12 protein-coding genes are annotated in these 12,271 nt (G+C 43.7%); 7 read left to right on the top strand and 5 right to left on the bottom strand.

All coding sequences use genetic code 11. From position 1 onward, the window contains the following. Window positions 1–49 precede the first annotated feature (49 nt). From AB4323_RS20245 to AB4323_RS20230, 4 genes are all read left to right on the top strand, one after another. On the top strand, window positions 50–496 hold the full coding sequence (locus AB4323_RS20245) for a hypothetical protein (RefSeq protein WP_372153212.1): 447 nt from the start codon (window positions 50–52) through the stop codon (window positions 494–496). A gap of 236 nt (window positions 497–732) precedes the next feature. Next, window positions 733–1,134 carry a glycine zipper domain-containing protein gene (locus tag AB4323_RS20240; RefSeq protein WP_017062298.1) on the top strand — a complete coding sequence of 134 codons (402 nt, stop codon included), beginning with the start codon at window positions 733–735 and terminating at the stop codon, window positions 1,132–1,134. Between the two features lie 215 nt (window positions 1,135–1,349). Then, window positions 1,350–1,829: an N-acetyltransferase family protein gene (locus AB4323_RS20235; RefSeq protein ID WP_372153211.1), complete on the top strand. Its 480-nt coding sequence runs from the start codon at window positions 1,350–1,352 to the stop codon at window positions 1,827–1,829. A gap of 85 nt (window positions 1,830–1,914) precedes the next feature. Continuing rightward, complete coding sequence (locus AB4323_RS20230) at window positions 1,915–3,327, top strand: NUDIX domain-containing protein (RefSeq protein WP_372153209.1); 1,413 nt, start codon at window positions 1,915–1,917, stop codon at window positions 3,325–3,327. Between the two features lie 100 nt (window positions 3,328–3,427). Here AB4323_RS20230 and AB4323_RS20225 read toward each other — a convergent pair whose 3' ends face one another. Beyond that, entirely contained in the window at window positions 3,428–4,237 is an 810-nt protein-coding gene (locus AB4323_RS20225; RefSeq protein ID WP_017062301.1) for a Cof-type HAD-IIB family hydrolase, read from the bottom strand. Window positions 4,238–4,421: 184 nt separating this feature from the next. Between AB4323_RS20225 and queE the strand changes: the two genes are divergently transcribed. Together queE and queC are read left to right on the top strand one after the other, a co-directional pair. Next, a complete protein-coding gene (gene queE, locus AB4323_RS20220) occupies window positions 4,422–5,090 on the top strand; it encodes a 7-carboxy-7-deazaguanine synthase QueE (RefSeq protein ID WP_346762947.1) in 669 nt (222 codons plus the stop codon). 58 nt (window positions 5,091–5,148) lie between these two features. Continuing rightward, a complete protein-coding gene (gene queC, locus AB4323_RS20215; RefSeq protein WP_017063822.1) occupies window positions 5,149–5,844 on the top strand; it encodes a 7-cyano-7-deazaguanine synthase QueC in 696 nt (231 codons plus the stop codon). Here queC and AB4323_RS20210 read toward each other — a convergent pair. The 4 genes from AB4323_RS20210 to AB4323_RS20195 form a co-directional block, all read right to left on the bottom strand. After that, on the bottom strand, window positions 5,804–7,831 hold the full coding sequence (locus tag AB4323_RS20210; RefSeq protein ID WP_372153207.1) for a diguanylate cyclase: 2,028 nt from the start codon (window positions 7,829–7,831) through the stop codon (window positions 5,804–5,806). The genes queC and AB4323_RS20210 overlap by 41 nt on opposite strands. 162 nt (window positions 7,832–7,993) lie before the next feature. After that, complete coding sequence (locus AB4323_RS20205; RefSeq protein ID WP_017062305.1) at window positions 7,994–8,344, bottom strand: DUF2750 domain-containing protein; 351 nt, start codon at window positions 8,342–8,344, stop codon at window positions 7,994–7,996. A gap of 136 nt (window positions 8,345–8,480) precedes the next feature. Further along, window positions 8,481–9,098 carry an OmpA family protein gene (locus AB4323_RS20200; protein ID WP_017086901.1) on the bottom strand — a complete coding sequence of 206 codons (618 nt, stop codon included), beginning with the start codon at window positions 9,096–9,098 and terminating at the stop codon, window positions 8,481–8,483. Beyond that, a complete protein-coding gene (locus AB4323_RS20195; RefSeq protein ID WP_032555413.1) occupies window positions 9,098–10,363 on the bottom strand; it encodes a TolC family outer membrane protein in 1,266 nt (421 codons plus the stop codon). Before AB4323_RS20195 ends, AB4323_RS20200 begins: the two co-directional genes overlap by 1 nt. 443 nt (window positions 10,364–10,806) lie before the next feature. On the opposite strand from AB4323_RS20195, the gene AB4323_RS20190 reads away from it, so the two are divergent. Then, window positions 10,807–12,271 (top strand): Ig-like domain-containing protein (locus tag AB4323_RS20190; protein ID WP_372153205.1); only part of this gene is annotated, 1,465 nt, incomplete at its 3' end.

The raw sequence follows: 12,271 nt of genomic DNA, 5'->3' as shown, positions 1-12,271 counted from the left end.
TGCGTTTACTATGACCTCATTATGAACCCCACATATTGAGGTCTTTTTTATGCGAGCTTACTTTTTGCTGATTGCTTTACTGATCAGTGGTGCTGCTAGTGCCAGTATTTCAAAGGATGAAGCGAGTAGGGCGTTGTTAGAGCCATTGAGTCATCCCAAGATATTTAAATGTGTGTCCAAGACTGGCGTCGATCTCTATCAAGCGGTTTTTGATATGGGCGTGGGGTATGAAGCCGACCCGATTAACTCGAAGATGATCGTTAATTCAAGGAAAGGCCGCTACGAATATCAAATCTTAGGCGCGGTAAGATCTGAAAGAGCTGGTGAAATTGTCGTGTTAACTCGCCATGTGGGAGACGGTGTTAAAGTTGCGGCTATGATTGATGACGAAAATGGCAAGATACTGGGGATCGGCGATAAAAATCATTATCGAGATTGTGGTGTTAGGCCACCACCTAGCGTAGCAAACATGCAAAACTTTTGGTCTAAAGGCTAAGAGATATGTGAAAGGCAAGAATTATAGAGAAAGCGCGATTGAGGCGACCTTATTGGTCGCCTTTTTTGTTTGTCAGGCTAAGGCGAGCTCAAAGATATATATCAATAAGCACTTATGCGATGGTTGAATGATACATAACTGAACATGATGTATCGTCTAAACGTGGCTTTATTTATTTCATTAACGGTTCTGCTTAAGATGGCTCTACTCCAAACGAAGAACTAAGCGAGACTCCTATGAAATTCACTAAACCTTTTCTTTTAGCGACACTGATTGTGACTCTTTCTGGTTGCGCATCACCAGCAATGGATAACGAAAATGAGAATGCCGCACGTAATCGTGGTGCGGTAGGTGGTGCTTTATTAGGAGCAACAGCCGGCGCTCTAACTGGAGATGCGAGTTTAGCCGTTAAGGGCGCTGCATTAGGTGGTGTGACTGGTGGTGTTGCGGGTTCAATGAAAGATACGGACGATGCAAGAAACGCACAACGAACCCAAGTTACTGCTGATGGTCTAGCGCAAGACAATCGCACTGATGCAGAAAAGCGAGTTGCGGAAGTAGAGGCGGAAATTAAGCTTATTGAACTGGAACAACAGCTTGCTGATCTCAAAGAAGAGAAAGAAGATAACGGTGCATAAAGCTGAAGCTACAGCAAAAGCCACAGCAAAAAACATAGCTTCGATATTCGTTTAATTCAAAATCATTCAAACAGAATGGCCACGTAATGTGGCCGTTTTTGTATCTAAAATACACACTTCAAACAATGAATTAATTCAATAACTTGTATAGATACTCACGCCAAGTAAACTAGACTCAGTTTAGATATTAATTTGGTTTGAGAAGCGCAATAGTCATGAATGTCACCTTAAGGGCCGCAAAGCACGCGGATTTAGAACAACTTAACGAGTTAATGTTCGATCTCCACCATCACCACCACCTTGCTAGCCCAGAGCACTTTAAAACGGCAGAAGAGATTGAGCAGGAAAAAAGCATTGCACGTTACTTGGATGATCCTGAATGCTTGGTTTATGTGGCATTAAAAGGTGAGCTCATTGTTGGCTTTATCTCCGGACATTTTTGTGAGCTTATCTCAACGGTGAGTAAACCAGTGCCGATGGGGAGTGTCGATGAGCTGTTTGTCTTGCCTGATTATCGAAAAGAATTAATTGCAGAAAAGTTGTTTAGCAAAGTTGAAAGTACTTTTGATGATTATGGGGTTGAACAAGTCTTTGTAGAAGTTTGGGACTTTAATTCACCTGCCAAGGACTTCTATCAAAAAATGGGGTTCACACCTCACATTCAATGGATGAGGAAGGCTTTGCACAAAACGTAGACAGCGATTTTGTGTGGCTTTGATTACAATAGTTCAACTGCAACAGCAGTCTTAAATTTCTTCTATTATTTTTTAGGTAAACTCGTTGGTTATTCGATATTTATTAGTTTTCATATTGTCTCTTTTGAGTACTACTTCCGCTTGGGCAAATAACACTTTGCCCGATCATATCGCGGGCGCCTTGTGTGTAGTACGGGCTGATAACCAAATCGTGTTGGTTGATGAGTTGATCACAGGTCAATTGTCTCTGCCGGGAGGCACTGTGGTTTCTGGTGAGCCGCCAGCCGTTGCGGCGCAACGTGAAACATGGGAAGAGGCAGGCTTGTCGGTAACGGTCGGTGATGTGCTAGGTTATACCGACAGTGCCGTCGTGTTTGATTGTATTTCTGACTCTGAAGTGATCAGTTACAAGGCTCGAAATGAGTTAGGTGGCTTTGAGCTGCCGATTTGGTTTGCTCCTCATTATGGCGTGGAAGTCAGCCGAGCGATGTTACTTCCTCCTACTGAATTGCAAGATCACCAATACCGCTACCCAGAACAGTGGTCTGAGATTAACGAGCTGTTTTTATCTGCGACAGATCAACCGGTGACGTATGTGACTGAGCTGGTGGGCGCGGCACCCAAAGTCCATCAAGTTGAATTAAATTGGATTGTGTCACTTCAAAACACGTTCGATAAGATGCCAAGCGTATTTGCGAATACTGTGCTTTTGACTGACTTGTTGGCCAAGCCATGGGTCTTCATTGTGATATTGCCGTTAATTGCTTGGTACTTTGGCCGTAACTTCGCTTTGAAGTTTGGCTTCACTTTGATCTCGGTGACACTACTTACTTTAATCGCGCACCAAGGTTTTGGTTTTCCACGTCCACACGCTTACTTGCCAACATTGAAACTGGTGATGAGCAGTGGGTATAGTTTTCCAAGTCTGTTGGCTGCCTTGTGGGTCAGTTTAACCTTGTTAGTCTTTTGGAAACTAAAGCGCCTCTTGGAGCAAAAAGCCATTCTGGTAGTGCTCGCTGGCCTGCTGTGGATCATGCTATTTAAGTCTTATTCAGGTAGTGCGTTTTTTAGTGATGTATTAATGGGTGGCGTATTAGGCGCTTTAACGACGTGGCATATCGTGAGATTAGACGCGAAACCGGATGTTGATATTAGCGCCTTATTGAGTTCTAAAGGTGTTTGGTGGGCATTGTGCTTACTGTCGATTGTTCTGACGGTGATATGGCCACTGCCAACATTTTCATTCTGGGTGGCGATTTTGATGACGATTGCATGCCTAGTAACGTTAACAGACTCGAAACCTTTGGTTGGTCAGTTCTCATTCAAGATCGTTCTTGGAGTGATGGCGATGTTGTTAGCGGGAAATCTGCTGATTAGCTGGGCTGGAAGCTTTGTCTCTTTCAGCGGTATTGCTTCATTTATTGTTGAAACGTTACGTTTCCCAATCTTGATTCTGTTTGGTGTGGTGGCATTTCGTCTGCCATGGAAAAGAGAGTAAGCGACTCGACTAACACAAAATCAAAAAGGCTGTGCAGTGCACAGCCTTTGTCATTTCTGAAACAAGCAAAAAGTAATTCTTATTAGAACCTGTTGAGCGTTTATGAGTTGAAGATAAACTTCTCAATCGCGACCGCTACACCATGGTCGTCGTTGCTAGCTGTGATGTGATCCGCCAGTTTCTTGGTTTCTTCCATTGCGTTTTCCATTGCAATGCCAAGGCCTGCGTATTCAAGCATATGGTGATCGTTTTCAGCATCACCCATGCAGATGACTTCTTCCGCTTTAATGCCTAAGTGTTTCGCTATCGCTTCAATACCGACACCCTTGTTTGATTTCGGGTTTAGGAACTCTAAGAAGAATGGTGCACTTTGTACGATAGTAAACTGAGTCTTAAGCTCTTGTGGCAACTTACCGATGATTTCAGTCAGCTTGCTTGGTTCAGCGACAATCATAGTTTTGATGATTTCGTGGTCATCTTCTAGTTGAGAAAAGTCGAACTCGGTTATATCTAAGCAATTAATACGCGCTTCAATACCAGTGTACTCATTGTTCTCAGGTGTGATTAAGCCGTGGATCTTGCTGAAAGCATGGACATAACCACCAAGCTGTTCAGCGAGGGCAGCAATCTCTTTTGCGGCTTTGCCGTTGCTGATCTCACTGTGAATGATCTCTTTTGTCGATACGTTCTGAACCATAGAGCCGTTGTAGAAGAGTACAAAGTCATCTTCGCCGTCAATCGAAAGCTCATCTAATTTGCTTTGCATGCCTTCTAAAGGGCGACCAGAAGCGAGAACTACTTTCACACCTGCAGCTCGTGCTTTGGCGATTGCGTCTTTGTTCTCTTGAGAAATCACTTTTTCACTGTTGAGTAGTGTGCCATCCATATCAAGAGCAATCAGTTTGTACATGTTGTTCCTTACTAAAAAATTAAAAGCTAACGAAATCTATGGGCGAAAGGATAAGGGAACTTGAAAGTTCAGGCTAGGGCTTTGATCAACTCATTTATCAGTACTCATTTGTTTGACCAAAAGGGGGAAGTGCTTTAAGGTCTGCGGTTGATTAATTTCATCAAATGATTGAGCTGAGGGAAAGTTGTACAAGATTAATGAAATGTTTGAAACCATTCAGGGTGAGGGCGTGTTTACTGGCGTTCCCGCTGTTTTTGTTCGTCTGCAAATTTGCCCAGTGGGCTGTTCTTGGTGTGATACCAAGCAGACCTGGGAAGCGTTGCCAGAAGAGGAAACCAGCCTTGGCGATATTATGGTTAAGACAGAAGATTCACCTACTTGGTCAGCAATCGATGCTCAAGGAATCGTGAATGAATATATCAAGCAAGGTTACACTGCTAAGCACATTGTGATTACTGGTGGTGAGCCATGCATTTATGATCTTGTTCCTCTTACTGAAGCGTTTGAGCAGCACGGTTGTCGCTGTCAGATTGAGACTAGCGGAACATCAGAAGTTAAAGCCACACCTGACACTTGGGTTACGGTGTCACCAAAAGTGGCGATGAAAGCGAAACTGGAAATCTTAGATAGCGCCTTGCAACGTGCTAACGAAATTAAGCATCCAGTAGGTACAAGCAAAGACATCGAACAACTTGACGGTTTATTGGAGCGAGCAGCAGTTCCTAACGACACTGTTATCGCTCTGCAACCAATCAGCCAAAAAGACCGCGCTACTCAGCTTTGTATTGATACCTGCATTGAGCGCAATTGGCGCTTATCAATACAAACTCACAAATATTTGAGCATCGCATAGGTTGTATTTTTACTGGGCAAGATAAGTCGCTAGTAGAAGGTTCTCGTAAGGATTTAAGATGAAAAAAGCTGTGGTAGTATTCAGTGGTGGTCAAGACTCAACAACGTGTCTTGTTCAAGCATTAAAAGAGTATGATGAAGTTCATGCGATTACGTTTGATTATGGTCAGCGCCATAGACTCGAGATTGAAGTTGCTGAGTCATTGTCGAAAGAGCTTGGTGTGAAAGCGCACAAAGTGATGGATGTGACTCTGTTGAATGAACTGGCTATCAGCTCTTTGACTCGTGACGATATTCCTGTGTCTCATGAGCTGCAAGAGAATGGGCTGCCGAATTCATTCGTTCCTGGTCGTAATATTCTATTTCTGACTCTAGCGGGTATTTACGCTTACCAAATCGGTGCTGAAACCGTGATTACAGGTGTGTGTGAAACAGACTTTTCTGGTTACCCTGATTGTCGTAATGACTTTGTGAAGGCGATGAACTCTGCACTTGTACAAGGTATGGACAAGCAGCTTGATATCAAAACACCGCTAATGTGGTTAAACAAGGCTGAGACATGGGCGCTAGCAGACCAGTACTCAGCACTTGAACTTGTTAGAAACAAAACACTGACTTGTTACAACGGCATTGTTGGTGATGGCTGTGGCGATTGTCCGGCATGTGAACTGCGTAAAGTTGGCCTTAACGATTACCTCGGTGATCGCGAAAGCATCATGGCTGAGTTGGTTCGCAAACAGGCTGAGAATAAATAATTTCAGGTAAATCAATCGGTTCGTTATATGCATCAATAATGCAGTTTCGGCCGTTGCTTTTGGCTTGATAGAGTGCTTGGTCGAGCACTGAATACAAGTCATCAAAGTCACTTAATGCGTTTGAGGTTGCTAGATAAGCAAAACTCGCGGTCACATTAAGTGACTTTTTGCTTTCTGATAAAAAGACAGTGCTTGAAATGGCGTAGTGCAACTCTTCAACGCGTTCTCGTACCTCTGCTGGTGGGGTATCGGTTAACATGATGACAAATTCTTCACCCCCTAAGCGACCAAACAATTCACCATTCACTAAGTGTTTTCTAATTTGATCACTAATATGGACCAGTGCCCGATCACCAGTAGGGTGCCCATGCTCATCATTAATCTTCTTAAACTTATCTAGATCGAGCAGCACGAGCACATGCTGTTTGTCCGTCCCTTTACAGCGTTTCACTCTTTTGATTCTTCGAATTATCTCAGTTCGGCTATATGCTTTCGTTAAGCCATCAATTGCTGCTTTTGCGCGAACCGTTTTGTTTATCAATACCGTGAAGCTTGCAGCGCAAAGCAACAGAATAACAACGATGTTGTACATCCATCTTTGATGTTCCATTTTTTCAATTTGAACGCGGTCGAGTTTCGTCTGATGTGTCAGGAAAGAGCTTTCTAGTTCTTGTTCATATTTGGCGTGCGTCAGGCCGAGCGCTTCGAGTGCGAGTCGATTGTCGATATCTCTAGCTTCCATTTGTATTGACGAGTATCGCTGGTAGAAATAGAAAGCTTGTTGGTAATCGCTGAGTGATTGATGAATATCAGAAAGCTGAAGAAGTGACTGCGCGATGTATTTATGCCTTGTGACTTGTTCAGCTAATTCTAGCGCTTGTTGAGCATAGTTGAGTGCTTCCGTTGGCAGTTTCTGTTCTTCGAACATATCGCTGATCGCCAAGTAAGCATTGATGCGAATGACATCATTGCTCAGTTCGCTCGAAGCTGAAAGAGACTCAATTAGGTAGGTTCTCGCCACATCATAGTTTTTCGTTTGAGTGTACGCTTTTCCTAAGCCAAGACTTGTGAGTGCAATACCGTAGCTATGCGACGTTGAGCTCAGCAGTGTTCTTGCTGTCTGAAAGTGGTGAATTGCTAGTTCACTTTGCTCTTGGTTAAGGTAGAGATCCGCAAGGCTGTGATGCACTTGTGCTTTCATTAAATCTGAAGCGTTTACTCTGAGAATGAGAGCTTGCTCTAGATACTCCGCCGATTTTTCATATTGCTTTAATTCTTTGAGCAAGTTACCCACATCGTTGTAAACCCCTGAAATATCATGCCCTTGTGGAAACACGTTTATTAGTGATAGGTAGGTGTCTAGTGCAGCTGGATAGTCACTGCGGAAATGATGATTGTTCGCGATGACTCGATAAGTCCCGAATTTTGGTAATACAGGGTCAGCGATGTCATGTAAATCTGACTGAAGGGCAGAGCAGTAATAGTTCGCTTGATGGTATTTAGCTTGCTCGTTAAGCGATCGGCATAGCTGGTACTTTAGTAAGGCTTTACCAGTTAAATCACTGCGAGATTGCATTTTCGCCAAAAGTGTTAGAAAGCCTTGTTGTGCTTGTTCATATTGGCCTTTGCCGTCTTTCCTCAGAGCAGAAATAAACGCTGTTTCTATCGCTTGGTAGTCATTGTCGTTTGAAGCGATTCCGTAGAACGGCTGATCTCGGTGGCTCATGTATTGATACAGAAGAGACGCAAGGTAAAGCTTATCTCCATAAACCGTTGAGCCGATGTAGCGTGTTTGCAGCATGTTTAATGCGCGCTCAGGAGAGTGGTTTAAAGTAGAGAGATAAAGCGCGTTCCAATCAGCATTTGGAGTAGAGCTTAGATTGGAGGTATAGACTGGTGAATTGTGGTCACGATCTGATGTTGATACTTGGCTATAAGAACAAAAGCTAATGAATAGTAGAAAGGTAACAAAAACGAAGTGATTCACAAGAGACGATCAATCAGATAAAGAACGATATTCTATTATTAGTTTGATGTTGCTTCAAATTTTGAATGGTGCGACTACGTGGTTATGCGAGGTAGGTCTCTAATTTATTGATACTAATCAGAGGTATATCGGTCGCGCGAATCGTGCGACCGATATCGGAAATTAGATGTATAATTTCGCTAGGTCAGAAGGCTCAAGTTCTTTGCCTTCTAATGTTGCATTCCAGTTAGTACCAACAAGAACGCCGTCTTCAGCAAGAGTCAGTAACCAATCTTCTACAAAGATATCTAGTGGAATTTCTAATACTTCGAAGTCAGCCCACTCTTCAACGTTGTGAGTTTGAGCATCTTCTTTTGAAGACCAGAATGGCATCACTTCGCTGTTTTCGAATTCACTTGAGTCACATGCTAGCCAACCTTCTTCGTTGCGAAGGCCCCATACCAGTTTAGTTTCTTGTGTTTCAGAAACGAAAAGTTCTAGATTTGCTTGAGTATCAGCTGTTAGTTTGCTCATGGATTAATTCTCTATGTTGATAACGTGGCAAGATTAACATTATAGACGGCTTAGGTATATGCTATTCAAGGAATTATCACCATACTGAAACGTTAACTAAAGATCACGTTTCAGTATGGTAAGCGCAGGATAGAGCCTACTTTTTTATTTTGGTGAAGATGTGCCACTCTTCTTTGATGTTGCCTTTAAATCCAACAACGGAAGCGACAACTTTTCGATGTAGTGCGTGATTAACTTGGCTGTCATCACTGCTGAATTCAGAGTCGCCATGACCCACGATGTTGACTCGAGATGGTTGAATACCATTACTGATTAGGGCACGTCTTACGTGGGATGCTCGCTCTTTTGACAGTTTTAAATTGTGTTTGGCATTGCCGACTTTGCTGGCATAACCTTGTAACTCAATCGATGTACCCTCGTAACGCTTCAAAAACGCAGCCATCTGGCGTATCTGCCCTAGGAAAACAGGGTTAATTTCCGTAGAGTTATTAGCAAAGAGTATGTGGAGCTCTTTCTTTTCTGACGATTCAAAATATGAACCACAACCGTCGTTATCGATCTCTGCACCAACTTGCGTATCGGGACATAGATCTCGCGCGTTAATTACGCCGTCATTATCATCATCTTCGAGATCATAAATTTGCGTGATGTCTGGAAGAGCTCGATATTCAAATTCTTCATTGCTTGTTTCAGCTAAAACGTTGGCAGAGACAATCATGAGACAAAGCGGAAATACAGTCTTTATCAGCTTCATTAGTATTCTACCTTTTCATTCCATTCTTGAGGGGTTTCGACGCGTAACCCAGTTAACAGGTTTCCTGTTGCATTCATTACTCGGTATTTCGCGTACTGTTCGTCGTATTTGGCATCCAGATAGCCCTTGCGGGCTTCGAATAGTTCGTTCTCGGTGTTAAGCAAATCGAGAAGGGTACGTTTACCGATGCGGTATTGTTTCTCATAAGAGATAACGGTGTCTGATGCCGAGTCTACGTGGTCAGATAGAAACTCTTTCTGTTGAACGGTTAAATCAAGTGCGCTCCAAGAAAGGCGTAAACTTTCTTCTACGTTTCGGAACGTACTTTCACGAAGGTCTTTCGCTTTGTTTAGTTGATAAGCGGCACTCTCTGCACGGTCTTGGTCTGAACCGCCGTTGTAAAGGTTGTATCTTAAACGAACCATCGCAGAAAACTCGTCGCTGCTGCCTGGAGTGCCACCGGCATCATCGCGCCAGGTTTGAGCGGCTTCAAAAGAAACCGTTGGGTAGTTGGTGCTCTTAGATTGCTTGTATTGAAATTTCGCTGAGTCAACATCGGCTTGTGCAATCTTAATTACTGGGTGCTGATTAAACGCTTTTGCTAATGCGCCATCAACCGTGTAAGGGATAGCGCCTGCATCTGCGCGAGGGAAGGTTAACCCTAGCGGAGATTGACCCACAAGCCTTTTGAATTGTGTATGAGTGTCAAAAAGGTTGTTTTGCGCCGCAAGTAAATTACCGTGCGCTTTAGCAATACGTGCTTCTACCTGTGACATATCTGCCGTTGAGCCAATACCTGACTCAACACGCTTGCGAATATCACTGTATATTTTTTTGTGGGTTGCGAGGTTGTTTTCAGAGAGTGAAAGCACTTCATAAGCTTTTACCGCATCGAGATAAACCTTGGTCACTTCTAATGCGATATCTTGAGCATTAGATATCAATTGATAACGCACTGATTCCGCATCAGCCGCAGTACGGTCAATATCATTCGATGTATTAGCCCCATCCCAGATAAGCTGAGTTAGCGTAATTGTCGCTTCTTTCCGAGTCAGATCGGTCGTGCTTGAGTTAGTTGCTAGATCGGTATGCTCGTAACCAATACCTCCATCCAAGTCTATACTTGGACGATAAGCACCACCAGAAGCGTCATTAAGATAACGTTTACTAACGTACTCATTGTATGCACTTTTAATGTCAGGATTGCTCTCCAACGTAAAAGCGACGGCTTGCTCTAGAGTTTGTGCCGCAGCTGGAAAGGCCATTGCAATGGCTAAACTTAATGTAGTTGTTTGAATCCTATTCAATTTGCATCTCTCCAAAATGAGTCACATCTGAGTTTTAATTTTGCTAGATAATATACAAAATTCAGATGAACCGCCAAAAAAATCACGATCGCTAAAATGGCGCTCGCAAATGGTTGTCAATTTGTTACCGATTATTGTGCGTTTTATGGTGTTTTGAAGCACTTGAAACGTCTATTAATATCTCAATTATTTTACGTTAGCACAATAACTTATCTCACTTTTGAGAGTATTTTAAATGTTGTCCTGTGTGACCCTTGTTATTGTGGAGTATATCACTTTGTTAAAAAATGCATTCATAACTATGAATTATATAGTTTTAAGTGTTATATTTTATCTAATATTATAAATATAATGTCACTATTTTGACGTTAATGACAAGAAATGCTTTTTTAGGGGTTTATATGGACATGACAACATTGAATTTGGGTGGTGCATTAGCACTTGGCCAGCGCATTGTTATCTCGGTAGATGGTACAATTAAAGTCTTAGAAGAAGGCCAACCACTACAAGCAGGGGATATCGTTCTTGAATCTCAGAACGGGTCCAATGAACCTCAGGTATCGGCAAAACGCTTCTCATCAGAAGAAGGCGAAATTGAGCTCGACCAAGATATTGCGAATATCTTTGCCGCATTAGAAGAAGGTCAAGACCCAACAGAGTTAGGTGAAGAGTTCGCTACCGCTGCTGGTCAGAACGGTTCTAGTTTAAGTGCGAGCGGAACCATCGAGCGAGATGGCGAAGAAACTATCCCTGGTACCGACTTCGTAACAACGGGTTTTGAAGCTCTGGGCATGTCCCGCACTCAGAGCCTGAGTCTACTTGATGCTTTTCGCTCGTTTGAGCAACCAAATAATGTCCCCACTTTTGTTGATAACAACAATTCACCTATCGGTGACACTGTCTCTTTTACCACAAATGAAGATACGCCGTTAAACGGAACCTTGTCGGCTTCAGACGAAGATGGCGATTCTCTGTCTTTCGCTAAAGCAACAGATCCTTCGAACGGCACTGTTGTTATCGATGAAAACGGCGACTGGACTTATACACCTAATGAAAACTACAACGGTAACGATAGCTTTACAGTTGTTGTATCAGACGGCCAAGGCGGCACAGACACAATAACCGTTAATATCGGCGTTACTCCTATTAATGACTCACCTGTCGGTGAAGATGTCTCTGTCACCACAGATGAAGATACTCCAGTAAGTGGCTCACTGACTGCAACCGATGCAGATAACGATCAGTTAACGTTTAGCAAAGGCACAGAACCGTTGAATGGTTCTGTAGTCGTCGACGAAAATGGCAATTGGACATACACCCCAGATGATAACTACAACGGCAGCGATAGCTTTACTGTTGTGGTTGATGACGGTCAGGGCGGTACAGATACAATCACGGTTGATGTTGGGGTTAGTCCTGTTCCGAGCGTGAGTATCACAGAAACCGTGAGTGTGAGTGAAGGCTCAGCGGCCGAGTTCACCGTGAGCCTAGACAAGGAGGCGGACACGGCAGTGACGGTGAACCTGACGAGCTCAACGGCAGGCGCTAATACAGCGGAATCGGACGACATCGGTAAAATGGTAGTGACGTTGTCAGATGGTGTGACGGTCGTGACATCGAACGATGACGGCAGCTACACAATCCCAGTGGGTCAGACCGAGCTGAAAGTGAGCGTGGCGACCACCGGCGATGACGTGTATGAAGGCGACGAGACGTTCAGCGTGAGCGTTGAGGGCGGCACTGGCGCGACAGGCACGGCGACAGGCGAAGCGACCATCACCGATGGTGGTGAGAACGGTGGCAACAACGATCGCCCGAGCGTGTTACCCATTAATGGTATGAAAGCAGAAGAAGGCGACGCACTGG

This window comes from Vibrio sp. 10N.261.52.C11, from assembly GCF_041471405.1.
GTDB classification, from domain to species: Bacteria; Pseudomonadota; Gammaproteobacteria; order Enterobacterales; family Vibrionaceae; genus Vibrio; species Vibrio crassostreae_C.
The sequence above is the reverse complement of the archived record's forward strand: the minus strand, read 5'-3'. Positions and strand labels throughout refer to the sequence as shown.

Coding starts and splice junctions, on each gene's coding strand:
- AB4323_RS20245 (WP_372153212.1), top strand. CDS start 50: ATGCGAGCTTACTTTTTGCTGATTGCTTTACTGATCAGTGGTGCTGCT.
- AB4323_RS20240 (WP_017062298.1), top strand. CDS start 733: ATGAAATTCACTAAACCTTTTCTTTTAGCGACACTGATTGTGACTCTT.
- AB4323_RS20235 (WP_372153211.1), top strand. CDS start 1,350: ATGAATGTCACCTTAAGGGCCGCAAAGCACGCGGATTTAGAACAACTT.
- AB4323_RS20225 (WP_017062301.1), bottom strand. CDS start 4,237: ATGTACAAACTGATTGCTCTTGATATGGATGGCACACTACTCAACAGT.
- queC (WP_017063822.1), top strand. CDS start 5,149: ATGAAAAAAGCTGTGGTAGTATTCAGTGGTGGTCAAGACTCAACAACG.
- AB4323_RS20205 (WP_017062305.1), bottom strand. CDS start 8,344: ATGAGCAAACTAACAGCTGATACTCAAGCAAATCTAGAACTTTTCGTT.
- AB4323_RS20200 (WP_017086901.1), bottom strand. CDS start 9,098: ATGAAGCTGATAAAGACTGTATTTCCGCTTTGTCTCATGATTGTCTCT.
- AB4323_RS20195 (WP_032555413.1), bottom strand. CDS start 10,363: ATGGCCTTTCCAGCTGCGGCACAAACTCTAGAGCAAGCCGTCGCTTTT.